This is a genomic window from Nocardia vaccinii NBRC 15922, assembly GCF_001613305.1.
Classification (GTDB): domain Bacteria; phylum Actinomycetota; class Actinomycetes; order Mycobacteriales; family Mycobacteriaceae; genus Nocardia; species Nocardia vaccinii.
On sequence record NZ_BDCC01000013.1, the window covers coordinates 32161 to 56407 of the forward strand.

The following is a 24247-nucleotide window of genomic DNA, read 5'->3' on the forward strand; positions in this document are numbered from 1 at the left end:
AGCCTCCTCCGATATTCCCGCGGCCCGCTGTGCAGCGCTGCACGCGGCGAATCGCCATCGGCCGGGTCAGGCGAGCGCGAGGAAGAGCTTCTCGAGTTCGGCTTCGCTCATCGCTTCGGCGCCCTCGGCGCTTTCACCGGTCATACATTCGCGCAGACCGGTGGCGACGATCTTGAAACCGGCCCGGTCCAGCGCACGGGATACCGCGGCGAGCTGAGTGACGACCTCTTTGCAGTCCCGTCCCTGTTCGATCATGGCGATCACGCCGCCGAGCTGCCCCTGCGCGCGACGCAACCGATTGAGTACCAGCGTGATCGTTTCTTCGTTACCCACCATGGCGGTAGTCCTCTCGTTCCGTACCCGCCCAGCATACCCCAGGGGGTATGCTGGGCGGTTCACCTCAGTGGTGCGCGAAGGTGATCGACGGCAATACCGCGCACAGCCATCGCGGGGACCGCCAGGCGTGGTGACCGGTGAGCCGCAACAGTACCGGCAGCAGCACCAGGCGCACCGCGGCGGCGTCGAGCAGCACCGCGACCCCGAGAATGACGCCCATCTCCTTCGGCGGCAGCGGCTGGGCGAGCGCGAAGGTGAAGAACACCGCGACCATGACCGCCGCGGCGGCGAAGATCACCCGGCCGGAGTGGGCCATGCCGTCGACGAGGGCATGAGCCGGACTGCCGGATCGTTCGTAGTGCTCTTTCGCCGTGGCGAGCAGGAACACCGTGTAATCCATCGCGATAGCGAAGATCATCGCGAAGAAGAACACCGGCCCCCAGCCGTCGAGGAAACCCTGCGGGGTGAAACCGAGCAGGCCCGCACCGTGTCCGTCCTGGAAGATCAGTTTCGCCACGCCGAAGGCGGCAGCGGTCGACAACAGGCTGACCACCGTGCCCATGGCCGCGACCAACGGGGCCTGCAGCGCGACCAGCAGCAACGCGAAGCCCAGGACCAGGATGATTCCCACGATGATGGGGAAATAATGGTTCAGCGCGTGCTGCAGATCCAGGTTCTCCGCCGGAGCGCCCCCGACGAGCGCTCCAGCCGGCAGCCGCTCACGCAGCTGGTCCAAGATGCCGCCCATCCGAGCATCGGACGGGTCCACGGTCGGCAGCGCCTGCATCATGGCCAGGCCGCTGCCGTCGCGGGCAGTCTGCGGCGGCGTCACCATCGCGATGCCGTCGACCGCCGATGCCGCCGTCGAGACCTGGGCGGACTCGGCCGCGGGTGCGATGATCTGCAATGCTCCCGGCGCCCCCTTGCCCAGTTGCGCCTGCACCAGTTCATATCCTTGGCGTACGGGTGCGTCCGAGGGAACGACCTGGATCGACGGCATGGCGACCTTCAGACCGGCCACCGGGATGGACAAGGCGATCAGTACCAGCAACGCGCCGATCGCGAAGGGCCAGGGCCGGTCGTGCAGACGCTGCCCCCACGCGGCGAACCGCGGTGAGCGATGGTGCTGACGCCCGACCTTGGGCAGCGATCCCGCGTTGACCTTGTGGCCGAGCGCCCCCAACGCGGCGGGCAGCAGCGTCAACGTCGCGGCCAGGACGAACGCCACCGCGAACATGATCCCGACCGCCATCGTCCGAACCGCGGGCGCGGGAACGATCAACACCGCCGACAGACTCACCAGAACCGTGAGCCCGGAAAGCACGACGGCCTTGCCCGCCGTACTCATCGTCTCGGCCGCCGCCGCGCGCACATCGGGCGCGGTCGCCAGAGCTCCGCGGAACCGGGCGACGATGAACAGGGCGTAGTCGATCCCCAGGGCCAGGGCGAACATCATCGCGAAGTTCATGGCCCACACCGAAATCGGCGTGAGGTGGTTGAGCAACACCAGCCCGCCGGCCGAGGCGATCAACCCGGCCAGGGTCAGCAGCAGGGGCAGTCCAGCGGCCACCAGCGATCCGAACGCGATCACCATGATGGCCAGGGTCACCGGCCAGGAGAACATCTCCGCCTTCAGCATCGCCTCGTGGTTGGCCTTGTTGAAATCGCTCCACAGCGCCGACGCACCGGTCGGATAGACCTCGATTCCGTTGCCGGACAACGCCGTCAACGCGCTCTTGTGGTCATCGACCGCCTTCACCATGTCGTTGGGTGAGGCGGCGGCGCCGGCGATGAGGATCCCGGTGTGCCCGTCGCGACTGATCGAGGCCCCCGGCTGCGGAGCGACGACCTCCCCGAACCGGGAATCGGCGGCGAAGATCGCGGTGGCCCGCCCGAGCACGGACTGCACCGCGGGGTCCTCGATGGCCTTGGTGTCCGAATGCACCACGACCTGCACCGCGGCCGACGAATTACCGCCGAAGTGCTGCTGAGCCAGCTCGCGCACCTGCACGGAAGCCGACCCGTCTGCCTGCCACCCCGCGCCCGCGAGCGAGTTGAACACACTGGGCGCCGCAGCGCCCAGCGCTACCAGCACGATCAGCCATACCCCGAACACCAGCTTGGCCCGACCGGCCATCGTGGCACCCAACCTGCCCAGCACTCCGCCGGTACCCCGTGGGGTGACCTCCGGCGGCGAAACAATCCCAGAGTCGGTCATCAATTCTCCGTTCTGATACCCCTGGGGGTATGTTGGTCATTGGCTTCGAACATACCCCCTGGGGTATAAATGAGTAAAGGCGGCCTCGGTCACAGGGCCGCCGGAATTGCGGTGCGAGGAGGACGAATGACGGAAATCGAGTTGTATGTCGATCCGGTCTGCCCGTTCGGATGGGTCACCACCCAGTGGGCGACGACCGCGAGCGACACAGCCGATACGAAGCTCACCTTGCGACAGATGAGCCTGGCGGTACTGAACGAGGGAGAGGATCTCGCCGAGAATCAGCGGGCGATGATGGACCGCTCCCGCCGCCTGGGACGAGTTTTCGCGGCGGTGACCGACCGCTACGGCACGGGCGGATTCGCCCGGCTCTATCAGGAGCTCGGCGCCCGGATCCACGTCCGCCGCGAACCCGCTACCGAGCAGACGATCGAGGCCGCACTCGGCGAACTCGGCATGGACCCGGCGCTCGGTCGCGCACTGGACGACGAAGCACTCGACGACGCGGTTGCCCGGACGCACGAGGCAGGACAGCAGGCCCTCGGCGACCGCGGCGGATGCCCGATCAGCGTGTTCGACGGCCGAGGTCTCTTCGGCCCGGTACTCACCGAAATTCCCAGCCCGCAGCAGGGACTCACGCTTCTGCGCGCGCTGATCGACATCGCCGCGACACCGGCGTTCGCGACTGTCCAGCGACCACATTCGGGCCCGCCGAAGATCTATGCCTGATCCGGTAGGCGACCCTCGCCCATGGCTGGGCTCCCGTCCCCCGCAACCCGGACGCGAGCTGTGAGATCCGGTCGGCCGACCACAGCACGTCGCTGAAATCGCCGCCGTTCCGGGTGATTCGGACCGCACCGCCGTAGTCGGTGATCGCGCCGGATAGGGCCCGATTCGAACCCTATGACGGATTCGAGTTTGACGACGCCAACCGCGGGAAGCTCGTCGGGGTCGGAAGGAGGAAGCCATGACCGATCCCCGAGAGACCTACGATCCGCCGCAGGACACCGGCGCACCGGATGCGGTGGAAACCGACCCGGCCGCGCTCAACAGCGCCGAGGATCTCGACGAGGACCGGCTTCGGCAGGACCCGCTGGAACGGGCGATGGATCCGCCCGAAGACTGGTCGGGGGCGGACAAGTACGGCATGACGTCCTCGGAGCAGGCGCGGGCGCGACCGCTCGCCGAGCGCCTCGCCGAGGAGGAGCCCGATCTCGTCGGCACCGCGACGGCCCCGCAGCCGCCGGACCAGGACTCGCAGGAAGCGGATCTCACGGCCGACCTGCGGGAATCGGATACCTGGAAGCTCGGTGCGCGCACCTACGCCGAAGACCTCGGAACAGCGGCCGACGAACCGAGCGGCCCGCAGGAGCAGGTCCAGGAGCCGCCCGACTGACATTTCGTATCGATGCCGATTCCCTGTCGACACCATCCTGTGGGAGAGACGATGACCGAACCCCAGAACCGCCGTATCGAACCGACCACACGCCGCAACCGACGCCGGCTCTCGCGCAGGCACCACGCCGGCGAAGGCATCGAGGACACCTACAACGTCCCCGGCATCATCCTGTGCGGACTGGCCATGGTCGCGCTCGCCCTCACGCTCACCGCGGCGGGGTACGGCTATGCCGGCTGGGCCGTGATCTGCGCGGTGATCTGCGCGGTCTGCGCGCTCGCCGGGGTGAGCTGGCTGCTGCTGGAACGGCGGCGCACCAATCGGCGGATGCCCTCGGTTGCCGAGCGGCAGGGCCACTGATCGACGCGCGCCCTCGTCCCTGGCGTCAGTTCTCGAGAGTCGTACCCGGGGCGTGCCCGTAACGCAGCCGATACCGCGCGGCGAAGCGGCCGGGATGTCCGAATCCCCACCGTGCCGCGATCGAACCGACCGTCGCGCCACTGTCGACGGACCGGGCGAGAAGTTCCTCGTGCGCACCGTGCAGTCGCATCCGGCGCAGATACTCCATCGGAGTCGTGTCGAGATGACGGCGAAATGCCAATTGCAGGGTGCGCGCCGTGACATAGGACGCCGCAGCGATATCGCCGACCGCGATGTCGTCGAGGATATGGGACTCCATGTACGCGACCGCTCGCCGGACGGTGGCCGGGTGGGCATCAAGGCCCTCCCCCGGCGTGGGTCCGGCGGCGGTGTTCGGGAACGTCTCCAGAACCGTGGCCGCCAGATATTGCGTGGCGGTGGCCGCGACCAGCCGCGGCACCTCGCCGTCGTACCCGTCGGACAGCTGTCGCACATGCTCGATCGCGGACCTGAGCCGACTTCCGGCCACCGCGGACACCGGGCGATGTCCGATCAGTGACACGCGCGCCGCGCCGGCATTCTCGCCCGAGGCGACGCGAGTCAACTCGTGCGGATCGAACATGGTGATCGTGAAGCGGGCGCGGTGAACCACACCGGAATACCGCAGTTCCGGCGGCGTCAGGATGCCGACCTCCCCCGGCTCGAACACATCGGTGACGCCCTCGTCGTGGTAGTTCTCCTCGATGGACCCCGTCTCCACACCGCACAGGCAGATCTTGCCGAGCGGATCGGCGTCGTAACGCATGTCGAAACCCACGTCCAGGCGGTCGAGACTGACGGTTCCGACCACATCACGAGTGATACGACTACGGATCGGCCCTTCGGTGGCATTGCCGATCTGCATGGTTGTGTAGTTCCGGTTCAGGAACTCTTCGGTGTCGGCCAGGCTGCCACTGTTGAACTTCATACCCATGCCGTTGCGTCCTCCTCTGCCCCGGCGACCGCTCGGAGCCGACGAACCACATCGTCCGCAGGGCTTCAATACTGTCGAGCTTTCAGGATACCCAGCACTGTCTGCCACAAACCGACATCGGCCCTGTTCGCCGAGGTCGGGCGCCCACTGTAATCCTCGCCACCGCCGTCCCGGCAACAACCAGATGAATCGAATCGACGGCGACACGCATAGCGCGTAACAGCTCGGGTAGCGCGTTGTCGTGGCGATCGAAGCCACAGCGCGGCAGTGGTTGTCGCGTATTCCGACCGTGAAGGAGGTCAGCAATGGCGGACCGGAACAATCCCGGTCAGTTCGGGAACCGTTCGGACACCGAGGAGCAGGCGAGCCGCGGTGGCCGGGCGAGCACCGGAAGCTTCGGCGAACGCAATGCCGCCGACCCTCGGGAGGCGGGGCGCAAGGGCGCCGAGGCGCAGCCGGCCGAAGCCAAGGCCAGGGGTGGCCAGCACAGCCACAGCGGTCATTGACGAACGAGCCGATGGATCGACCGCGCGTCGATGACGGCTCACCGCGAGGCCGGGCGACGGACGTCGCCCGGCCTCGCGCCTCGTCGGCGCGGCCGCTGGACAGCGCCATGCCTCACCGTTCCCGCGAGCCGAGGCCGACAGGGGTGCACCTCGATGTGCGATGGAGCCGGAATCGACGGTGTGAGTGCCCGGCGTGCGGGTAGGTCGCAAGGACACGCTCCCGAGACGAGAGAGAAATCAGATGGGAAACGACACCGACGCCACCGTCATCGATCTGCTTCTGGCACAACATGATCAGATCGAGCAGCTGCTCCACCGAATCCTGTCCACCCCGAGCACCGCCAAGCGGGAACCCTTCGAGGATCTGGTCCGCCTGCTGGCCGTGCACGAAAGCGCCGAAGAGGAGATCGTGCACCCCTTCGTCCGACAGTCCGGCATCGATCAGGGCATCGTCGACAATCGGCTGGCCGAGGAGCACCAAGCCAAACAAGTGCTGTCGGACCTGTACGAACTGGGCGTGGAGAACGTCGAATTCGACACCAAATTCCAGGCATTCGCCCACGACGTCATCGAGCACGCGCGAAACGAGGAAAAAGAGGAGTTCAACCACCTCGCCGAACACTGCGGCCGGACCGAACTCACCCGGCTCGCCACGCTCGTGCGCGCCGCCGAGGCCATAGCTCCCACCAGGCCGCACCCGAGCGGCGGAGAGAGCGCGGTGGCCAATCTCATCGCCGGCCCGCCCCTGGCGGTCTTCGATCGCGTGCGCGACATGGTTCGCGACTGGAGTCGTAAAGCCGGCGACTGAGTACCGAGAACAGCTATGACAACAGAGTTCGACGCGGCGGACGGTGCTCACGATTCCGCTGTGGGACAACCACATTCGGCGCGTGAGGGCGAGCCGATCGTCGAAGCGGAGGCCGCGGCGGAACGGGCGAGCACCCCCGCGCACCCGTTGGGGCAGCCGGGCCGCCTGTTCGATCGACGCTCCCCGTTCATCGTCGGATTGACCGGCGCCGCCGGAGTCGCGGTGACCTACGCGCTGATCCAGGCGATACTCACCGCCGGGCAGGCGCTGCTGTTGATCGCGGTCGCGCTGTTCTTCGCGATCGGTCTCGAGCCCGCCGTGTCGTGGCTGGTCCGGCACCGGCTGCCGCGGTGGGCCGCGGTCACCCTGGTCCTGCTGCTGGTGGTCGGGCTGATCGCCGGATTTCTGGCCGCCGTCATCTCACCGCTGGCCTCGCAGGCAGGCGCGTTCGCCCACAACGCGCCGGACTACATGCACCATCTCGCGCACCGTTATCAGGTCGTCGGCAACCTCGACTCGCGGTTCCACCTGCAAGATCAGGTTCGGCGTGCGCTGAGTTCGGAATCGTCCCGGTTGGCCGGCGGGGTCCTGGACCTCGGGCGCGCGGTCTTCGGCGCGGCGACGGCGACGGTCGTCGTCTTCGTGCTGACCGCCTATTTCCTGGCCGACTTCACCCGGGTTCGCAGCAGTGTGTACCGGCTGTTCCCGCGCGAACGCCGCCCTCGCGCCATTCTGATCGGCGACGAGATCTTCGCGAAGGTCGGCGCGTACATCCTCGGAAACCTGCTGATCTCGCTGATCACCGGTATCTCGACCATCATCTGGCTGCTCATCTTCGACGTCCCGTACGCGTTGGTGCTCGCCGTGCTGGTCGCGGTGCTGGATCTCATCCCCATCGTCGGTTCGACCGTCGCGGGCGTCATCGTCGCGCTGGTCTCGCTGACGGTGTCGTTCCCGGTCATGATCGCGACGGTCGGCTTCTTCATCGCATTGCGCCTGATCGAGGACTACTTGCTGGTGCCGCGCATCATCGGCCGCACGGTCCGGGTGCCGGCGCTGGTCACAGTGGTCTCGGTACTGCTGGGCGGTGCACTGCTCGGCGTCATCGGCGCACTGCTGGCGATCCCGGTCGCCGCGGCGCTGCTGCTCGTGGTCCGCGAAACCGTGCTTCCGTCGCTGGACCGATGACCAACCCCGAAAAAGGTGGCCCCGGGAAACCTGGGGCCACCTTTTATTCTTCAGCCACGTGGGGTCGGACCATCCGGACGGATCGGCTAGAAGTAGTGGGAACGGCCCGCCACCGGGCGTCCCAGCGCCCCGAGCAGCGCCAACGCCAATCCGACCACGAGCGCGATGATGCCGAGAATCCACAAGATGTGGATTCCGAAGATGAAACCTAGAACCAGAAGAATGATTCCGATGACGATCATGAACAACTCCTTACACTGACGAGCCGGCCCGCGACCCGCTTGCTGCAAACCCCACGCTGGTGACGAAGGGCGCCGTCCGCCGTACGGTGCCACTCGCATCAATGCGCTCATGACACTCGCCGGAACCTGCGACGTCGAGCGCAATACCCCGAATTTCGCGGCCGAACCCGGCGGCCGGGATGAATTCCCCCGGTGACGTATCGCCGGGTGTGCTCGCGCCATGAGCGGGTAGTTCGCGGATATGGACCATTCCCACGCTCCGATCCTGGCCGCGCTGGCGGATTACCATCGCCGCGGCCGCTACGGATTCACGCCGCCCGGTCATCGGCAGGGGCGCGGAGCCGATCGCCGGGCGATCGAGGTCCTCGGGCAGGATGCGTTCGGATCGGACGTGCTGGCCAGTCCCGGCCTGGACGACCGGCTGTCCCGTGGCCGATACCTCGCCGACGCCGAGGCCCTGATGGCCGACGCCGTCGGCGCGGACTCCGCGTTCTTCTCGACCTGCGGAAGCTCGCTGTCGGTGAAGGCCGCGATGATGGCTGTCGCCGGCGGGCACGACGGCGGGCTGCTCGTGGCTCGCGACAGTCACAAATCCATCGTCGCCGGGCTGATCTTCTCCGGTGTGCAGCCTCGATGGATCACACCGCGCTGGGATGCGGACCGCCATTTCTCCCATCCGCCCTCGCCCGAGCAGGTACGCCGAGCCTGGGAGCGATATCCGGACGCATGCGGTGCACTGATCGTGAGCCCGAGCCCCTACGGCACCTGCGCCGACATCGCTGGTATCGCCGAGGTGTGCCACGAGCGCGGCAAACCGCTCATCGTCGACGAGGCATGGGGTGCGCATCTGCCGTTCCACGACGAATTGCCCACGTGGGCAATGGATGCCGACGCCGATGTATGTGTGGTCAGTGTGCACAAGATGGGCATGGGGTTCGAGCAGGGCTCGGTGTTCCACCTGCAGGGTGACCTCGTGGACCCGACGCGTCTGAGCGAATGCGCGGATCTGCTGATGACCACGAGCCCGAACGTGCTCGTCTACGCGGCCCTGGACGCCTGGCGTCGGCAGATGGTCGAACACGGGGAGGAATCACTCGGTCATGCCCTGGAGCTCGCCCGCCGCACCCGCGAGAGGCTGAACTCCATCGATGACGTCGAGGTCCCCGAGGACGCACTGCTCGGCGTACAGGCATCTCACGACCTCGATCGGTTGCAGGTACTGACCGACGTGTCGGCCACCGGCGCCACCGGTTACGACGCCGCCGACTGGCTGCGCGACCACCGACGGATCGACCTCGGTCTCAGCGACCACCGACGAGTTCTGGCGACACTGTCCATGGCCGACACCCCGGAGCGCATCGATCAACTCGTGCGGGCGCTGACCGATTGGCGCGCACAGCTCGGTAACCCCGCACCGCACGGAATTCGATTACCGTCTCCGAACGAACTCCAGCTCGACAGCGTGATGCTGCCCCGCGACGCGTTCTTCGGTCCCGCGGACATGATCCCGGTCGACGACGCCGTCGGGCGTATCGCCGCCGAACAGCTCACCCCGTACCCGCCCGGCATCCCCGCCGTCGTTCCCGGTGAATGTCTGGACACCGCCGTGCTCGATTATCTGCGGACCGGCGTCGCTGCGGGGATGAACATCCCCGACGCCGCCGATCCCGAATTGAAGACCGTCCGCGTGGTTGCCCGCACCGCGCGAAAGTGAACACCTCCGACGCCCGTGCATCCGAAATCCGCCCGCCCGTTCGATACCAGGTTTGCCCGGATACGGCACCGGGTACCGCGTCGAGGCGAAGACTGTGCGCACCGCTTTCGAGTCACAGGAGGTTCGTCATGGTGACCACTCACACCTGTCCCGGGCTCGCCGAACAGGAGAAGGACGTTGCCGCCGACCCGATCGTCGACGAACTCGGCGGCGACCGCGATAGCTGAACATGACGGGAGAAGGGGCAATCATGCGGGTGACAGTTCTCGGAATGGGCGGAATGGGCCGTGCGCTCGGCGAGCGGCTACTCGAGGCCGGACATGCGGTCGAGGTGTGGAACCGCACGCCGGGCCGAGCCGACGGGTTGGTCGCGCGCGGCGCCCGGGAACTGGCCTCTCCGGACGACATCGCGGCGGGCACCGATGCCGTCTTCGTCTGTACGGCCGATGATCGGAGCGTCATCGACGTCGCGGCGCCCGAGGACGCGGCCCGGCCGAGTTGGGCGGACACGGTCGTGGCCATCATGTCGACCGTGTCCGCGCATACGCTGACGCAGCTGCATCGTCACTACGGTGACCGTCTGGTCGCGGCACCGATTCTCGGTGCGCCCCAGGCAGTTTCGTCGGGCAAGGCCACCTTCGTCATCGGCGGCGCGCGCTCCGCGCGGACGGCCCTGTCACCGGTCTGGCAGCTGTTCGCCGGGCCGGTCGACACCGGCGACGACCCGGTTCGCGCGGCCGTGGTCAAGCTGGTCAACAATCAGTTGCTGATGACCGGCCTGGCCGTCGTGGCCGAGGCGGCGCGCGTCGCCCGCGCGGCCGGTATCGAGGAGGAGACGCTCCGCAACCTGCTGCGCGAATCGCTGATGGTCCCGGCCGGCCTGCACAACCGAATCGACGGCCTGTTCGATCCCGGACACGACGGCTGGTTCACCACCGTACTCGGAGCGAAGGATCTCGGCCACGCCCTCGACCTCGTCCCCGACGGCTGTGAACTCCCGCTCACCCGGGCCGCGCGCGAGGCGTACCTGCGCGTCGCGCAGGACGGCTGGGACACCGCGGACCTGACCGCGATCGTCGAACTCGGCCACCCGGCCCCCGACCGGGTCTCAGTCGGCGAGCGCCCGGCGACGCAGACCGGTGAGCGTCCTGGAGAGCAGCCGTGAGACCTGCATCTGGGATACGCCGATCCGTTCGGCGATTTCGGCCTGAGTGAGATTCTCGAAGAACCTCAGCCGCAACACCGTTCTTTCCCGGGGCGGCAGTTCGCGCAGCAATGGGCCGATCGCGAGTGCGTCCTCGGTGAGCTGGTAACCGTCGTCCTCGTTGCCGAGTTCCGCGATGACCCGGGCGGTCGTCGGCTCGTGATCGGCATCGCTCGGTGAGCTATCGATCGAATCGGCGCTGTAGGCGTTCGCGGCCAGCAAAGCCTGGGTCATCTCCAGCCGGTCCACGTCCAGCTCGGCGGCCAGTTCGGTGACCGTGGGCATCCGGTGCAGCCGCTGTGCCAGTCGTTCGGTCGCGGGACCGATGGCCGCCTGGAGTTCCTTGGCCGGGCGTGGCACCCGCACCATCCAGGTGCGGTCACGGAAGTGGCGGCGAACCTCGCCCATGATCGTGGGCACCGCGAAGGACATGAACGTGCTCTGCCGGGACGGGTCGAAACGATCCACCGCCAAGACGACGCCCAGCGACGCGATCTGGAACAGATCCTCGAAGGTTTCCCCCCTTCGGCTGTAGCGGCGCGCGATGTGGTCGGCCAAGGGTAGGCAGCGGTCCACTATCTCCTTGCGCAGCCGGGCATGTTCGGGATCGTTCTCAGGTATTGTGGCCAGTTTCTCGAACCACGGCTCGAGACCGTCGTAACTGTCGCGGCCGCGGTTCGAACGCGACGCAGACGTCGGTTCGGTGGTGATTTGCGAGGTCATAAGATGCCTTCAGCGACCGAGTCCGTCGCGCGGCGAGGCGCTGGTGATTCAACGTCGCCGCATCGATAGGTCGCGACCTTCAGTCTGGCAGGAACCGGCCCAGCCGGTCAGTGCGCATTACGAAAGACCCGATCCAGAACGCGAACACGCTGGTCGGGAGCGGTGGCACGCTCGATTCCCGCAGCAGCGGGCACAGGATACGGCAGGCCGGCCCGGGACGGGTCGGCCTGCGGTGTCGAACCTTCGGCAGAATGCCTCAGGAGATCTCGGCAGGGTGGTGAATATCGTTGTCCGAGACGATCTTCCGGGTCGGACCTGTCCCCAGGGCGGTGACGCCGGCGTCGATGATCGGAGTCTCGTCGCCGCGGATCGCGCGTTCGCAGCGGCGGGCCAGATCGTGCCGGTCCTCGCCCGGGGCTTCGGCGGGCAGCAGCGTCAGTTCGACGACCACGCCGCGCGAGTGCAGCACCCGGCCGACCGAGTCCAGGAAGGTGTCGACGCCGACGAAACCGGGCACGGTGGACAGCTCGCCGGTTCGATCCAGATAGCGTATCCGGATCGGCTGCACCGCGGTGCCGGTGTCCACCGCGGCCTGGAACAGCGCCGGGCGCATCCGGCCGTGTGCCCGGCCGCACCAGGTGGTGCCCTCGGGGAATATCCCGACGCGCTCGCCCGCGGACAGCCGCGCGGCGATGGCTCCGATCACGTCCGGGAGCCCGCGCAACCGCTCCCGCTCGATCGGGATCACCCGCATCAGCCTCGCGAGACCGCCGAGCACCGGCCACTCGATCAGGTCCGCCCGAGCCACGAATCCCATCGGCTGGACCGCCGCCAGCGCCAGCACATCGGTCCAGCCGACATGCCCCGCGACGATCAGCAGCGCCTGGTCGGCGGCAGCCGCGCCGACGGCGGACTCACTCGGCTCGGAGTTCGCACCACGCTCGTCGACGACCCGCAATCCGATTCCGCAACAACGCAATACGGCACGCGCGTAGCGCCGATGCAGGGTGCGCCGACGGCTGCGCGGAGTGACCAGGTTGACCACCGGGAAGGCGAACAGCAGCCCGAACGCACCGATCACCCGAACGGCGACGCGCAACGACCCCACCTCGGCCACGGTCTCGACGCAACCGGGTACGCAGGGACTCGACGGCATCCAGGCGTGCACGGCCTCGGCGGGCGGGCACGATAACCCCGCGGATCCCGGAGATACCAACGCGGACATCGACATTCACCGTCCATCCAGGACCGAGGCCGCCGCCTGTAAGCGCTCCAGATACCGGCGGTTGATGGTGTCCAGGCCGAGCAGGACGACGAAGTCCGCGACGGCGAAATCGGGGTCGTGGGCGGGCTCGCCGCAGATATCCGCGCCCAGGCGCAGATATCCGCGCAGCAGCGGCGGAAGTTTCGGCCGCGCGGGCGGTTCCAGCTCGTCCAGGGTGCGGCCGTCGACCACGACCGGGTTCAGCGGGCGCGCCCATCGGGCCGGATCGCCACCGTGCTTGGCCAGCACCAGATCTCGCACACCGCGCACATTCGCACCGACCGGATCGCCGGGCGCGTCCTGCATGGGCACCGATGCGCAACCCATCACCCAGTCGTAGCCGGTGAGCTGGATGTAGTGCAGGATGCCCGCCCACATCAGCGTCACCACCGAGCCGTTGCGGTGGTCGGGCACCACGCACGCCCGGCCCATCTCCACGATGCGCTGACCTTCGGGATCCATTGCGCTGAGGTCGAATTCGGTGGCGGTGTAGTAGCCGCCCGCGGCTGCGACCTTGTCCGGCGGCAGCATCCGGTAGCAGCCGACGAACTGATCGGTCAGCTCGTCGCGCACGAGCAGATGGTCGCAATGGTCGTCGAACGAGTCCGCGTCCAGGCCGTCGGCCCGCTCGGGAATGCGGAATCCGGGTTCCCCGGCGAAGACCTGATAGCGCAGCCGCTGTGCGGCGATGCGGTGCTCGGCGTCGGAGGACACCACCAGCGAGTACTGTGAGCGGCCGTCACCGGCGGCCGCGCTGCGCACCGGCGCGGAAGAAACCGCGCCGGGCGCGGACTCGGGTGAGAGCAGGGCGGGATCTGACACTGCCTTTGTCGCCATGATCCGATGAAGCCAGCTCGAATCGGCCCCGAAGCATCCGCCGAGTGTCGCCCCGATGCCAGTCCGGTGAACGAGACGAGCATCACACCTGGCGTTCACCGCGGGGTTGTGTCCAGTTCGCCCAGATTGCGAATCGAGCCGCTCCCCGATGCGAACCGGTCACCTACCCGCCCTTTCCGACGCGGTCCTGCGAATCGTCGTGATCTACAGTGTCCCGTCCGGGCAGATCGTGCGATCCGGACTCGTCTCCCAGCTGCCGTTCGTGGTGTCGATCGCCGCGTGGTTCCTGATCAATCGAGGGGTGCTGATCCCGCGCGCCCGCAGAATGCTGGACGCGGAATGTGATGTGACTCAGGGCACGGAAAAGGAAATGTTCCCAGCGGCGGGCGATTCATATACTCGAGTGTCGCCGACCGTCCGGTCGGCCGGGTAAAAGGGACTAATACGATATGAAACGTGTTTTGGCAAGCGCCGCAGTGACTCTCGCCCTCGTGGCGGGCGGCAGCACCGTCGCCGCGACCACCGCGGGTGCGCAGACGACGCCGGCTCCGATCGCCGGCACCGGATCGGCCGACGGGACGGGGACCACCGGCATCCTGCAGACACTGCTCGCGGGTAAGGTCGGCTGCCTGCTGGGCGGCCTGTTCGGAACCACCCTCCCCCACTGCTGATCCGCTCGAAAACGTTCGAGCACATCATGTTTCGCGCCCGCCTGGCAATCCCGGGCGGGCGCGACAGTTACCGCCCGGACGAGCGCTCCGATGTACTCACCAACGCCGCACGGTCGCCTGCGAATGCGACCGGATCGCTTCGGATTCCTCCTCGGGCACGTAAACCGATTGCACCGCAACACGTCCCGGACCGACCAGCCGCAACCAGATGCTGCGATAACTGAAGCTGCGCCACCACCCCAACCCGCGGGTGTGCGGATATTCCAGATGCAGATGCGCGGTCACCGACAGGTCCCGGTACAGCAGCGCGGATGGTTTGACCAGCAGACTCTGGCCCGGCGCGAGGTCCCGGATGAAGGTATTGCCCGGCGCGTGCAGCAACAGCAGACCGGGACCGGCCTGGGCGCTGAAAATATCGCCGAACATGCCCAGCGGGTAGTGCGTCTTGCGATCGTCGCCGCTGCCGGTGACGAACCAGACGTTGTTGTTGGACCAGTCGTAGGAGATATTGCCGCCGGCCGCCAGGAATCGGTGCTCACGCACCCACATCTGCTGATTGTGCGCCAGCGGCAGCACCACGATATCCCCGGCGTGCGTACCGGACAGCGCGATATGTCCGGGCCCGCGACCGGTCATCATGATCAGCGGCAGCCCGCCCATCATCCGCCGCCACGCGCCCTTGAGGCTCATCCGGTCCAACTGCGCGTTCGGATCGACCCACAGCAGATTGTGATGCGAAAAGTAGATCCAATCCCCCTGTGCCAGGGCAAAATCCGCAGCTGGGACCAGTGATCCCTCGATCTGACAACGGGATTGGCCGAACTGAATGCGGGTCATATCGCGGATCGCGGGCTGTTTGGTCCAGCCCGACGCGCTCACCGCCGCCCGGATATCCACCGGCGCACCGCAATTGGGGCAGGTACTCGCGTTCGGATCGCTCGGCTGACGACAGAACAGACAGGTGTAGGCGTTCATCTCGGCCTACCCCGACCGGTGGTGGACGTACATCGACTGGATGCCGACCCGGCCCGGCCCGGTCATCTCGGCCAGGTACATTCGGCCGAACAAACCGACCTTGATGTTCTGCGGCACCGCCTGCATCTGCACGGTCGCGTCCTTGTAGAGGAATCCACCCGGCTCGACCAGGATCTTCTCCCCCGGACGCAGATTCCGCTCGAAGACGTTGCCGTACCCGTGCAGCATCAGCAGCCCCGGATAGCCCTGGGTGATGAAGCGGTCCATGTACATGCCGTTGCCGCCGTGCAGGATATTGGCCAGGCCCTTGATCCGCACGAACGAATAGTTGATGCTGCCCGAGGCGAGCAGGAACGCGTGCTCGCGCACATCGATTTCCATCCCCGGATGCATCGGCAGCACCACCAGCTCACCCGGCGAATCCCGGGAGAACGCGATGCGGCCCGGCCCCTGGGATACGGTGATGACGTGCGGCATACCGGCCAGCGAACGTTTCATCCCGCCACCGGTATTGAGCGCGAAGATCGGGACGGCCTCGTCCTTCCAGAGCATCACGTGATGCTCGTAGTAGACCTGATCGCCCGGCCCGAGCGCGATCTCGGCCACCGGGACCAGCTCACCCTCGACCTGACAGACGCTGCCGCCGAACCGGAATTCGGTCATGTCGCGCAGTCGCGGCGCCTCCCGCCAGCCCGAATCGCTGACCTTGTTCGCCTCGTCCAGCGGCGCACCGCAACTGGGGCAGGTGTGCCCCGTACCCGGCGGTGTCTGCACGCCGCACCAGTCGCACTGCAGCTTGTCCACAGCCGAATCCTCCCCGTTCGCAACCGGTCCGCGACCGTCCGTCGAAACGAGTAGAACGTAGCACCCGGCCGATGATCATTCGAGTGCGTTATTCCGAATTCGGATCCCGCTCCGGCAGCGGCCGCTCGACGACGACCGGACGTCCCATCGGATTGCGCACCCGGCGCTTGGCGGCCTGATAGACCAGGATCGTCTCGGCCGCAACCACATCCCAGGCGAAGTCGGCGGTGAGCCGCTCCCGCGCGGCGAATGCGCGATCCTGCGCGGCCCGGGGATCGTCCAGCACCGCGCACGCGGCCTCGACCAGGCCGGACACGTCGGCAGGTGCGAAGGACGCACCCGTGACACCGTCCACCACCAGCTCACCGAGGCCGCCCGCGGTCGAGGTGACCAGCGGTATACCCGCCGCGGCGGCCTCGAGCGCGACGATGCCGAAAGGTTCGTAGCGGCTGGGTAATACGATCGCGTCGGCGCCGTGCAACCAGCCCAGCAACTCCTCGTGATCGAGACGGCCGACGAAATTCACCGCCCGCGCCACCCGATGCACCCGGGCACGCTCGCGCAACCATTCGAACTGGGTGCCCACACCGGCGACGGTCAGCGTCGTCCCCGGATGCGCGCGCCTGATCCGGGGCAGCGCCGCGATGGCGTCCTGCACGCCCTTCTCGTATTCCAGCCGCCCGACATACAACAGCCGCGGCGGGCCCGAGCGCGGAAGACGCGTGCGAAAAGACCAGGCCCCCACATCGATTCCGTTGCGGATCACCCGCAGCGGCACTCGCTCGGGATGGTAGAGCCGCTCCACCTCGTCCTGCATCGAGGCCGAACACGTGATGAGCGCGTCGGATTCGTTGGCCAGCCACCACTCCACCGAGTGCACCTGCCGGTTGACCCGGCCGGACACCCAGCCGCTGTGCCGCCCGGCCTCGGTGGCGTGGATGGTGGAAACCAGTGGTACGTCGAAGTATTCGGCCAGCGCGATCGCCGGATGCGCGACCAGCCAGTCGTGCGCGTGCACCACATCGGGAGTCCAGCCCTCGGCGATACCCGGCTTGCTCAGCGCCACGCCCGCGCGGACCATGGCATGGCCCATCGCCAGCGTCCAGGCGAGCATGTCCTCGCCGAAGTCGAACGCGGGTGGATCCTCGGCGACCGCGACGACCAGTACCCGGTCCTCGATATAGGTGTGCGTGGGATGGGTGGAGGCGTCGGTGCCCATCGGACGACGGGCCAGCACGACGACCTCGTGCCCGGCGACGGCCAATTCGGTGGCCAAGTGATGTACGTGCCGCCCCAGGCCGCCGACCACGACCGGTGGGTATTCCCACGACACCATCAAGATCTTCATGCTGGTCCTCTGTGTTGGGTGTGATCGCCCGCCGAGGGGACCACGGATGCCGCAGGGCCCAGCCGCCGCGCGTCCAACGCGGGAAAGAGTCCGTCGGCCGCGTACCATCCTGCCGCCAGGTCGCGTGCCTTGGCCAGTTGTCCGCCCAGGGCCGCCGCGGCGATCTCCCGCACCGCGTGCGCATGCCGGTGCGCGCGATCGCGGGCATATCCGGCGGCGGAATCCTTGCTGACCATGAACGCCCAATCGCTCGACACCGCCAGCACCACTTCGCGCAGCAGTTGATCGGCGACCGGATCGCGCAACTGCGCACCGCCCGCCTCCGCGCGCAGCTTGTCCAGCGTGTCCAGGGTGAAACGGACGATCTCGGCATTCAGCTCGACCAGATCTCGCACCTGATCCCCGGCCCACACCCGCCAGTCCTTGCCCGAACCCCAGGACGAGTCCGCGAGCTGAACCGGTTCTCCCACATAACCGCGTTCGCGGGCATCGGCCAGCGTGCCGACGTCGACCCCGGCCTCGGGCAGTGCGCGCAGCACCTGTTCGAGCCACTGCGGACCCTCGTGCCACCAGTGCCCGAACAGTTCGGTGTCGAACGCGGCCACGACCAGCGCCGGCCGGCCGATTCGGGCGGATTCGGCGATCAGGCGCTCGCGCACGGTCGCCACGAAGTCGGCCACGTCGCGGCGCACCGCCGCGGCCGCGAGATCCGGATCGTAGGGCGCCTTGTCCGGGCCCTCGACCTGCTTACCGGTGACCCGCGCGGGTTTGAGGCCGGTGGCGTGGTCGTAATGGTGGAAGTCGCGGTACGCGCCGTGCCCCGGATATCCCGATTTCGGCGACCACACGCGATAGCTCACCTGCAGATCCCGGCCGAAGGCCAGCACGTCCGAATCGCGTACCGGCCGCCCGAGGGTGGTATCGCCACGCAGGGCGGGACCGTCGACCATGAAGTGCGTCACACCCGCGGCGGCGTATTCGGCTTCCATCCCCGGGGTGAAACCGCATTCGGGAGCCCAAATGCCGGCGGGGGTGTGGCCCCAGCGGTGCCGTGCGTCCGCCAATCCCTCGGTGAGTTCGAAGGTGCGCAGCCGCCGATCCAGCAACGGCTGGAACGGATGGGCCAGCGGCCCGCCGAGCAGTTCGATCGTGCCGGCATCGATCAGCTCGCGCCACACCGGCGAACCGCCGTGCCGCCAGCGCTGCTCGAAATCGGCCAGCGCCGCCGCGGCCAGGCCGTGCTCGTGGCGGCCCAGCGCGACGTTCCCGGCCATCGCGGCCTCGTCGGCGCGCAACCGCCAGTTGCCGAGCCAGTGATGCATTCCGGCCAGAGCGTGCGGATCGTCCAGCTGGGCGGCGAGCACCGGCGTGATGCCCAGGCTAAGCAGATTCGAACGACCTTCGGCGGCAAGGGTTCTCAATACTCGCGCCACGGGCAGATAGGACGCGGCCCAGGACTGGTAGAGCCACTCCTCCCCCACCGGCCAGCGCCCGTGATGGGCGAGCCACGGCAGATGCGAATGCAGCACCAGGGTGAACTGTCCGGGCACGACCTGCGTCTCGGCGGCGGATGCGCCGGTCACGGCTTCACCGCGATCGCGACCAGATCCAGGCTCGCGTCGATGCGCGGATCCCACGCTCCGCCGAAGGCTTCCGGTCCAGCGCCCGCCGGGGCGATGTCCAGCGCGAAATCCTCGCTGCGGACCGCGGCGACGTCGGCGGCCAGGTCGGCGGGCCAGGCCTGTCCGGCGAGGGCGCGCTCGATCTGCGCGTCGATGATCGAACCGCCCCATTTACCGTCCAGCGCAACGATTTCGGGCCCGTGGTGCACACCGGCCATCACCTCGACCCGAAAACCCGCCGCCACCAACAGTTCCGCCATCTCCGCTGCGTCGAGCTCGCGGGTGTGGAAGGGGTTCAGCGGCGTATCGCGGCCGGGCGAGAAGGTGATCCGATTCGGCGTGCTGATCAGCAGCTCACCGCCGGGACGCAGCACCCGCAGACATTCGCGCAGGAACTGCCCCTGGTCCCAGAGGTGTTCGATCACCTGGAAATTCACCACGACGTCGACCGAATCGTCGTCGAGCGGGAGCTCGGCCAGGTTTCCCTGGATCATCTCCACCCGTGGGTACGCCGAACGCACGTGCTCGACCGCGCTCGCGTCGTAGTCCAGGCCGATCACCCGGGCCGCCACATCGGCGATCATGTTGGCGCCGTATCCCTCCCCGGATCCGGCCTCGAGCACCGTGCGACCGGCGCAGCGCGAAAGAAGGCGCAGATAGGCGATCTCGTGGCGGCGGAACCAGTAGTTCTCCTCCGGGACGCCCGGCACGGTCCGCTCGCCGGTCAGCGGTAACTGGTCCACCGCACTGGTTTCCACAGGGGAGAAAACGGCCTCACTCATCCGACAGACGTTAGCGGTCGCCTGTATCACACCGACGCGCGGAGGTGGCGATGGAGAACATCACACCGTAAGTTACCCATGAGTAACTTAACGTAGGGTAATCTCCCGAAACGAGCTACTTTTCCGTGGACGTACGGCCCTCGTGCGACCCCACTTTCATGTGTCCACCAGAACAGGAGGTCGACGAAGACCAATGCCGAACATCGTCGTACTGATCAAGCAGGTTCCCGACACCTGGTCCGAGCGCAAGCTGACCGATGGTGACTACACCCTCGACCGCGAGGCCGCCGACGCCATCCTGGACGAGATCAACGAGCGTGCCGTCGAAGAGGCCCTGCTGATCAAGGAAGCGCAGGGCGGCGAGGTCACGGTCCTGGCCATGGGTCCCGAGCGTGCCACCGAAGCCATCCGCAAGGCGCTGTCCATGGGCGCCGACAAGGCGATCCACGTCAAGGACGACGCGATCCACGGCTCCGACGCCGTGCAGACCGCGTACGTCCTGGCCGCCGCGCTGGGCCAGGTCGAGGGTGTCGAACTGGTCATCGCCGGTAACGAGGCCACCGACGGCCGCAGCGGCGCGGTGCCCGCGATCATCGCCGAGTACATCGGCATCCCGCAGCTGACGCATCTGCGCAAGCTGACCGTCGACGGCGACAAGATCACCGGCGAGCGCGAGACCGACGAGGGCGTGTTCAAGCTCGAGGCGAACCTGCCCGCCATCGTCTCGGTCACCGAGAAGATCAACGAGCCGCGCTTTCCCTCCTTCAAGGGCATCATGGCCGCGAAGAAGAAGGAAGTGCAGACCTTCACCCTGGCCGACCTCGGCGTGGATCCCGCCACCGTCGGCGTCGCCAACGCGGGTTCCGCGGTCTCCGGCGTCACCCCCAAGCCGCCGCGCACGGCGGGCGAGAAGATCGTCGACGAGGGTGAGGGCGGCAACCAGATCTCCGCCTACCTGGTCGGCCAGAAGATCATCTGACAGCTGCGCCTTTTCGCGGCATGAGCGGGGGCCTGCGTGGTGACGCTTCGCTACCGCCCCCGGCCCTGACCGCTCATGCGGCCCCGAGCAACCCCAGGAGAAGAGAACAATGGCAGAAGTACTCGTGCTCGTGGAGCACGCCGACGGCGCGGTCAAGAAGGTCAGCGCCGAACTCCTCACCGCCGCCCGCGCACTGGGCACCCCGGCCGCGGTCGTGCTCGGCCCGGCCGGGACCGGTGACAAGCTCGCCGACGCGCTCGCCGCGGCCGGTGCGGAGAAGATCTACGTCGCCGAGTCCGACGACGTGGACGGCTACCTGGTCACCCCGAAGGTCGACGTGCTGGCCGGGCTGAGCGAATCGGCCGCCCCGACAGCCGTTCTGGTCGCCGCCTCCGCCGAAGGCAAGGAGGTGTCGGGTCGCCTGGCCGCCCGCATCGGTTCGGGCCTGCTCACCGACGTCATCGACGTCAAGTCCGACGGCACCGTCGTGCACTCCATCTTCGGCGGCGCGTACACCGTGGACGCCAAGGCCACCGGCGACGTGCCGGTGATCTCGGTGCGTCCGGGCGCGGTCGAGGCCACCCCGCAGGCCGGCGCCGGCGAGAAGGTATCCGTCGAGGTTCCCGCGCAGGAAGAGGGCGTCACCAAGGTGACCTCCCGCGAGCCCGTGGTCGGTGGCGACCGGCCGGAGCTCACCGAGGCCACCATCGTGGTCTCCGGTGGCCGCGGCGTCGGCAGCGAGGACAACTTCCACAAGGTCGTCGAGCCGCTGGCCGATGCGCTCGGCGCCGCGGTCGGCGCCTCGCGCGCCGCGGTCGACTCGGGTTACTACCCGGGTCAGTTCCAGGTCGGCCAGACCGGTAAGACGGTCTCTCCGCAGCTGTATGTCGCGCTGGGCATCTCCGGTGCGATCCAGCACCGCGCGGGCATGCAGACCTCGAAGACCATCGTCGCGGTCAACAAGGACGAGGAGGCTCCGATCTTCGAGATCAGCGATTACGGCATCGTGGGCGACCTGTTCAACGTCGCTCCGCAACTGACCGAAGCGGTCAAGACCCACAAGGGCTAGTCCATTCGAAACTGCACTACCGTGGCCCCGGCTGGAAACAGCCGGGGCCACTGTTGTTTTCGATCACAAGAGTTTGTAACGGTTCGGTCGCTGTCATCACGAATTGCTGCTAATGTTGGCCGTCGTCGGGTTACAGGAGTGGTCGGTCCTGCTCCGGCGGTGCCGTCGCGAGATCGCCTGTCCCGGCGGCATTTCGAGCTTTCGATGGGCAGGCCTTCGCCTGTCCTGTTCCAGAAGTTGACAGGCATGAATCCGGTCGCGGGCAAGACGCGACCGACGAGCTGAGGAAGGCGAGGCGGCCGGGCACCCGGCAAGAGGAAACCTGATGAATCAATCTACTGCCGTGACGATTTCGTGGATCCTCGCCGTGGTGCTCCTCCTGGCCGTCTGCGCGGCGGTCTACGCGGTCTACTACGCGGCTCAGCAGCGCATGCGCGCTGAGACCGTCGCCCGCGAGGTCACCTCGCGCGAGGACGAGCTCGAGTATTTCGTCACCACGACGATGCCCTTCGCGGTCGAGTCCACGCGACATTCGGACAGCCAGGTGGAACTGCCCACCGGCAACGAGCGCTTCCCCAGGCTGCTACGCGGCCTGGCCGAGCGCTACATCTCGGATCTGCACATGGTGCAGGCCGAGACCCGTGATCGGACCCGCCATGAGGCGGAATTCGAAGCGCAACAAGCTATTTCGCAGGCCGAGAGCGCCGTGCGGTCCGAGATCGAGGCCGCCCACGCGGAGGCGGACAAGGTCCGCAACGACGTGCAGGCCGGCGCGCACGAGGCCACCAGCGCCGCGGTGCGCTCGTTCGGCACGTCGGTGGTGAGCCTGGGCGCCGACGTCGGCCAGGTGGTCAGCGACGCGTTGCGCCGCCACCGCGGTGACGAGGTCTACGAGACGCTCTCCCGGATCGACCACAACGTTCAGCAGATGATCCGTCAGGCGCAGTCCTACGTCATCGTCTGTGGTGGTCTGCCCGGACGCCGCTGGCCCCAGCAGTCGCTGACCGACATCGTCGGCGGCGCCATCGGCCGCGTTCGTGACTACACCCGTGTCCGGCCCGGACAGCTCGATCGGGTCGTGATCAGCCGCGCGGTCGAGCCGCTGGTGCACACCCTGGCGACGCTGCTGGACAACGCGTTGCGCTACTCCCCCCCGACCTCCTTCGTGGATGTCAGCTTCCAGGAAGGCCACCACGGCGTCACCGTCATCATCGATGACGCTGGTGTGCGGATGAACGCCGAGCAGATGGAGGAGGCGCGGCAGATCCTGGCCGGAGAACGCGCCGTGGACATCCACCAGCTCGGCCCCGCGCCGCGAGTCGGCCTGCCCGGTATCGCCGCCCTGGCCCGACGCTACGGCTTCAGCGTCTACGTCGACGGCCCCAACGCGTACGGGGGTATGCGCGCCATGGTATTCGTTCCCGAAACCCTGCTGACCGAACGCAAGACCACCGAGCAGTCCGCCGCTGATCCGGCGGTACCGGCGGTCTCCGCACCCGCTCCCGTGGAACCTGTTGCGGTGCAACCGAACCCGCAGATACCCGCACCCGCCCCGATCCGGGAGCCGGAGCCGGTGTCAATCCAGGAGCCGGAACCCGTCACCACCTCGACCGTGCACGAGATCACCCCGGGCGGACTGCCGCGCCGCCGCCGCCGGACCGTTTCGGTCTCCAGCGTGGCGCGACTGGCCAGCGCCGAGGACGGCACTGTCTCCGAAACCACCGCGCTGCCCCGCCCCGAGATCGCGACCGCGTGGCACAGCGGTTCCCAGAGCGGCCGCGCCGCATTCGACGAACACAGCGAAGGGATGACATCCTGATGGGCACACCCGGTACAGCCGTCACCGACGGCAACAAACTGGCCTGGATGCTCGACGATCTGCACGTTCCCGGCGTTCGCTTCGCCGTCCTGCTTTCCGAAGACGGTCTGCGTATCGCCCATGTCGGCGCCATCGGTCTCGACGACGCCGAACGCTTCGCCGCCGCTTCCTCCGGGCTGCGTTCACTGGGCAAGGCCCTGGGCGAATTCTGCGGTACCGCGAACGCGGTGCGGCAGAACATGACCGAGTACGACGACGGGATGATCTTCATCACGGCAGCCGGCGAGGGCGCACTGATCGGCGTGTCGACAACCAGCGAGGTCGATGTCAGCATGGTCGCCCACAGGATGAACGAACTCGCCGGTCGGGTCGGCCGGGAGCTCGGTAGCCTTCCGCGCCAGCACTAGCG

The 24247-nt window shown here is 67.6% G+C and carries 26 protein-coding genes; 14 read left to right on the top strand and 12 right to left on the bottom strand.

Translation table 11 applies throughout. The features are described 5' to 3' along the window. Window positions 1–66: 66 nt before the first annotated feature. Window positions 67–336 carry a metal-sensitive transcriptional regulator gene (locus NV1_RS11200; RefSeq protein ID WP_067889125.1) on the bottom strand — a complete coding sequence of 90 codons (270 nt, stop codon included), beginning with the start codon at window positions 334–336 and terminating at the stop codon, window positions 67–69. A gap of 64 nt (window positions 337–400) precedes the next feature. Beyond that, window positions 401–2554 carry an MMPL family transporter gene (locus NV1_RS11205; protein WP_084525275.1) on the bottom strand — a complete coding sequence of 718 codons (2154 nt, stop codon included), beginning with the start codon at window positions 2552–2554 and terminating at the stop codon, window positions 401–403. Window positions 2555–2680: 126 nt separating this feature from the next. On the opposite strand from NV1_RS11205, the gene NV1_RS11210 reads away from it, so the two are divergent. From NV1_RS11210 to NV1_RS11220, 3 genes are all read left to right on the top strand, one after another. After that, window positions 2681–3283 carry a mycothiol-dependent nitroreductase Rv2466c family protein gene (locus NV1_RS11210; protein ID WP_067889131.1) on the top strand — a complete coding sequence of 201 codons (603 nt, stop codon included), beginning with the start codon at window positions 2681–2683 and terminating at the stop codon, window positions 3281–3283. Between the two features lie 238 nt (window positions 3284–3521). Then, complete coding sequence (locus tag NV1_RS11215; RefSeq protein WP_067889134.1) at window positions 3522–3950, top strand: hypothetical protein; 429 nt, start codon at window positions 3522–3524, stop codon at window positions 3948–3950. A gap of 51 nt (window positions 3951–4001) precedes the next feature. Next, entirely contained in the window at window positions 4002–4310 is a 309-nt protein-coding gene (locus tag NV1_RS11220) for a zinc ribbon domain-containing protein (RefSeq protein ID WP_067889249.1), read from the top strand. A gap of 25 nt (window positions 4311–4335) precedes the next feature. On the opposite strand, the gene NV1_RS11225 is transcribed toward NV1_RS11220, so the two are convergent. Further along, complete coding sequence (locus NV1_RS11225) at window positions 4336–5283, bottom strand: helix-turn-helix transcriptional regulator (RefSeq protein ID WP_067889137.1); 948 nt, start codon at window positions 5281–5283, stop codon at window positions 4336–4338. A gap of 305 nt (window positions 5284–5588) precedes the next feature. Here NV1_RS11225 and NV1_RS11230 point away from each other — a divergent pair, with 305 nt between their 5' ends. From NV1_RS11230 to NV1_RS11240, 3 genes are all read left to right on the top strand, one after another. Next, window positions 5589–5789, top strand: a complete 201-nt coding sequence (locus NV1_RS11230; RefSeq protein ID WP_067889140.1) for a hypothetical protein — start codon at window positions 5589–5591, stop codon at window positions 5787–5789. Between the two features lie 241 nt (window positions 5790–6030). Then, entirely contained in the window at window positions 6031–6597 is a 567-nt protein-coding gene (locus NV1_RS11235; RefSeq protein ID WP_067889143.1) for a hemerythrin domain-containing protein, read from the top strand. Between the two features lie 15 nt (window positions 6598–6612). After that, on the top strand, window positions 6613–7785 hold the full coding sequence (locus tag NV1_RS11240; protein ID WP_084525276.1) for an AI-2E family transporter: 1173 nt from the start codon (window positions 6613–6615) through the stop codon (window positions 7783–7785). A gap of 86 nt (window positions 7786–7871) precedes the next feature. Here the strand turns inward: NV1_RS11240 and NV1_RS44505 are convergent, their stop codons facing one another. Further along, window positions 7872–8027, bottom strand: coding sequence for a DUF6131 family protein (locus tag NV1_RS44505; RefSeq protein ID WP_169813313.1), 156 nt, complete (start codon window positions 8025–8027; stop codon window positions 7872–7874). Between the two features lie 241 nt (window positions 8028–8268). Between NV1_RS44505 and NV1_RS11245 the strand changes: the two genes are divergently transcribed. Both NV1_RS11245 and NV1_RS11250 read left to right on the top strand, forming a co-directional pair. Continuing rightward, complete coding sequence (locus tag NV1_RS11245; RefSeq protein WP_067889146.1) at window positions 8269–9741, top strand: aminotransferase class I/II-fold pyridoxal phosphate-dependent enzyme; 1473 nt, start codon at window positions 8269–8271, stop codon at window positions 9739–9741. 250 nt (window positions 9742–9991) lie between these two features. Continuing rightward, window positions 9992–10906 carry an NAD(P)-dependent oxidoreductase gene (locus NV1_RS11250; RefSeq protein ID WP_084525281.1) on the top strand — a complete coding sequence of 305 codons (915 nt, stop codon included), beginning with the start codon at window positions 9992–9994 and terminating at the stop codon, window positions 10904–10906. Here NV1_RS11250 and NV1_RS11255 read toward each other — a convergent pair. From NV1_RS11255 to NV1_RS11265, 3 genes are all read right to left on the bottom strand, one after another. Continuing rightward, entirely contained in the window at window positions 10850–11668 is an 819-nt protein-coding gene (locus NV1_RS11255; RefSeq protein WP_067889154.1) for a SigB/SigF/SigG family RNA polymerase sigma factor, read from the bottom strand. The two genes, NV1_RS11250 and NV1_RS11255, sit on opposite strands and share 57 nt — an antisense overlap. 256 nt (window positions 11669–11924) lie before the next feature. Next, complete coding sequence (locus tag NV1_RS11260) at window positions 11925–12893, bottom strand: lysophospholipid acyltransferase family protein (protein WP_245713657.1); 969 nt, start codon at window positions 12891–12893, stop codon at window positions 11925–11927. Between the two features lie 6 nt (window positions 12894–12899). Beyond that, window positions 12900–13769 carry a GNAT family N-acetyltransferase gene (locus tag NV1_RS11265; protein WP_067889156.1) on the bottom strand — a complete coding sequence of 290 codons (870 nt, stop codon included), beginning with the start codon at window positions 13767–13769 and terminating at the stop codon, window positions 12900–12902. A gap of 148 nt (window positions 13770–13917) precedes the next feature. On the opposite strand from NV1_RS11265, the gene NV1_RS11270 reads away from it, so the two are divergent. Continuing rightward, on the top strand, window positions 13918–14202 hold the full coding sequence (locus tag NV1_RS11270; RefSeq protein WP_067889159.1) for a hypothetical protein: 285 nt from the start codon (window positions 13918–13920) through the stop codon (window positions 14200–14202). A gap of 16 nt (window positions 14203–14218) precedes the next feature. Next, window positions 14219–14440 (top strand): hypothetical protein, encoded by a 222-nt coding sequence (locus NV1_RS11275; RefSeq protein ID WP_157116799.1) that lies wholly within the window; start codon window positions 14219–14221, stop codon window positions 14438–14440. 96 nt (window positions 14441–14536) lie between these two features. Here NV1_RS11275 and NV1_RS11280 read toward each other — a convergent pair whose 3' ends face one another. From NV1_RS11280 to NV1_RS11300, 5 genes are all read right to left on the bottom strand, one after another. After that, a complete protein-coding gene (locus NV1_RS11280; RefSeq protein ID WP_067889165.1) occupies window positions 14537–15415 on the bottom strand; it encodes an AIM24 family protein in 879 nt (292 codons plus the stop codon). 6 nt (window positions 15416–15421) lie between these two features. Next, the gene (locus NV1_RS11285; RefSeq protein ID WP_157116801.1) at window positions 15422–16219 is read right to left on the bottom strand and encodes an AIM24 family protein; all 798 of its coding nucleotides are present in this window, start codon (window positions 16217–16219) and stop codon (window positions 15422–15424) included. 88 nt (window positions 16220–16307) lie between these two features. Beyond that, complete coding sequence (locus NV1_RS11290; RefSeq protein WP_067889168.1) at window positions 16308–17567, bottom strand: glycosyltransferase family 4 protein; 1260 nt, start codon at window positions 17565–17567, stop codon at window positions 16308–16310. Next, window positions 17564–19150 (bottom strand): 1,4-alpha-glucan branching protein domain-containing protein, encoded by a 1587-nt coding sequence (locus NV1_RS11295; protein ID WP_067889171.1) that lies wholly within the window; start codon window positions 19148–19150, stop codon window positions 17564–17566. Before NV1_RS11295 ends, NV1_RS11290 begins: the two co-directional genes overlap by 4 nt. Beyond that, window positions 19147–19971, bottom strand: a complete 825-nt coding sequence (locus tag NV1_RS11300) for a class I SAM-dependent methyltransferase (RefSeq protein ID WP_067889174.1) — start codon at window positions 19969–19971, stop codon at window positions 19147–19149. The genes NV1_RS11295 and NV1_RS11300 overlap by 4 nt, the downstream gene beginning before the upstream one ends. Before the next feature lie 193 nt (window positions 19972–20164). Here NV1_RS11300 and NV1_RS11305 point away from each other — a divergent pair, with 193 nt between their 5' ends. From NV1_RS11305 to NV1_RS11320, 4 genes are all read left to right on the top strand, one after another. Continuing rightward, the gene (locus tag NV1_RS11305) at window positions 20165–20950 is read left to right on the top strand and encodes an electron transfer flavoprotein subunit beta/FixA family protein (RefSeq protein WP_067889177.1); all 786 of its coding nucleotides are present in this window, start codon (window positions 20165–20167) and stop codon (window positions 20948–20950) included. A 109-nt stretch (window positions 20951–21059) separates the two neighbouring features. After that, window positions 21060–22019 carry an electron transfer flavoprotein subunit alpha/FixB family protein gene (locus NV1_RS11310; RefSeq protein WP_067889180.1) on the top strand — a complete coding sequence of 320 codons (960 nt, stop codon included), beginning with the start codon at window positions 21060–21062 and terminating at the stop codon, window positions 22017–22019. Between the two features lie 343 nt (window positions 22020–22362). Continuing rightward, the gene (locus NV1_RS11315; protein WP_307628735.1) at window positions 22363–23838 is read left to right on the top strand and encodes an ATP-binding protein; all 1476 of its coding nucleotides are present in this window, start codon (window positions 22363–22365) and stop codon (window positions 23836–23838) included. After that, a complete protein-coding gene (locus NV1_RS11320; protein WP_067889186.1) occupies window positions 23838–24245 on the top strand; it encodes a roadblock/LC7 domain-containing protein in 408 nt (135 codons plus the stop codon). Before NV1_RS11315 ends, NV1_RS11320 begins: the two co-directional genes overlap by 1 nt. Window positions 24246–24247: the final 2 nt, after the last annotated feature.

Excerpts from the sequence above, each read along its gene's own strand:
- NV1_RS11200 (WP_067889125.1), bottom strand. The coding sequence starts at position 336 with ATGGTGGGTAACGAAGAAACGATCACGCTGGTACTCAATCGGTTGCGT.
- NV1_RS11205 (WP_084525275.1), bottom strand. The coding sequence starts at position 2,554 with ATGACCGACTCTGGGATTGTTTCGCCGCCGGAGGTCACCCCACGGGGT.
- NV1_RS11210 (WP_067889131.1), top strand. The coding sequence starts at position 2,681 with ATGACGGAAATCGAGTTGTATGTCGATCCGGTCTGCCCGTTCGGATGG.
- NV1_RS11215 (WP_067889134.1), top strand. The coding sequence starts at position 3,522 with ATGACCGATCCCCGAGAGACCTACGATCCGCCGCAGGACACCGGCGCA.
- NV1_RS11220 (WP_067889249.1), top strand. The coding sequence starts at position 4,002 with ATGACCGAACCCCAGAACCGCCGTATCGAACCGACCACACGCCGCAAC.
- NV1_RS11225 (WP_067889137.1), bottom strand. The coding sequence starts at position 5,283 with ATGGGTATGAAGTTCAACAGTGGCAGCCTGGCCGACACCGAAGAGTTC.
- NV1_RS11230 (WP_067889140.1), top strand. The coding sequence starts at position 5,589 with ATGGCGGACCGGAACAATCCCGGTCAGTTCGGGAACCGTTCGGACACC.
- NV1_RS11235 (WP_067889143.1), top strand. The coding sequence starts at position 6,031 with ATGGGAAACGACACCGACGCCACCGTCATCGATCTGCTTCTGGCACAA.
- NV1_RS11240 (WP_084525276.1), top strand. The coding sequence starts at position 6,613 with ATGACAACAGAGTTCGACGCGGCGGACGGTGCTCACGATTCCGCTGTG.
- NV1_RS44505 (WP_169813313.1), bottom strand. The coding sequence starts at position 8,027 with ATGATCGTCATCGGAATCATTCTTCTGGTTCTAGGTTTCATCTTCGGA.
- NV1_RS11245 (WP_067889146.1), top strand. The coding sequence starts at position 8,269 with ATGGACCATTCCCACGCTCCGATCCTGGCCGCGCTGGCGGATTACCAT.
- NV1_RS11250 (WP_084525281.1), top strand. The coding sequence starts at position 9,992 with ATGCGGGTGACAGTTCTCGGAATGGGCGGAATGGGCCGTGCGCTCGGC.
- NV1_RS11255 (WP_067889154.1), bottom strand. The coding sequence starts at position 11,668 with ATGACCTCGCAAATCACCACCGAACCGACGTCTGCGTCGCGTTCGAAC.
- NV1_RS11260 (WP_245713657.1), bottom strand. The coding sequence starts at position 12,893 with ATGTCCGCGTTGGTATCTCCGGGATCCGCGGGGTTATCGTGCCCGCCC.
- NV1_RS11265 (WP_067889156.1), bottom strand. The coding sequence starts at position 13,769 with ATGGCGACAAAGGCAGTGTCAGATCCCGCCCTGCTCTCACCCGAGTCC.
- NV1_RS11270 (WP_067889159.1), top strand. The coding sequence starts at position 13,918 with ATGCGAACCGGTCACCTACCCGCCCTTTCCGACGCGGTCCTGCGAATC.
- NV1_RS11275 (WP_157116799.1), top strand. The coding sequence starts at position 14,219 with ATGAAACGTGTTTTGGCAAGCGCCGCAGTGACTCTCGCCCTCGTGGCG.
- NV1_RS11280 (WP_067889165.1), bottom strand. The coding sequence starts at position 15,415 with ATGAACGCCTACACCTGTCTGTTCTGTCGTCAGCCGAGCGATCCGAAC.
- NV1_RS11290 (WP_067889168.1), bottom strand. The coding sequence starts at position 17,567 with ATGAAGATCTTGATGGTGTCGTGGGAATACCCACCGGTCGTGGTCGGC.
- NV1_RS11300 (WP_067889174.1), bottom strand. The coding sequence starts at position 19,971 with ATGAGTGAGGCCGTTTTCTCCCCTGTGGAAACCAGTGCGGTGGACCAG.
- NV1_RS11305 (WP_067889177.1), top strand. The coding sequence starts at position 20,165 with ATGCCGAACATCGTCGTACTGATCAAGCAGGTTCCCGACACCTGGTCC.
- NV1_RS11310 (WP_067889180.1), top strand. The coding sequence starts at position 21,060 with ATGGCAGAAGTACTCGTGCTCGTGGAGCACGCCGACGGCGCGGTCAAG.
- NV1_RS11320 (WP_067889186.1), top strand. The coding sequence starts at position 23,838 with ATGGGCACACCCGGTACAGCCGTCACCGACGGCAACAAACTGGCCTGG.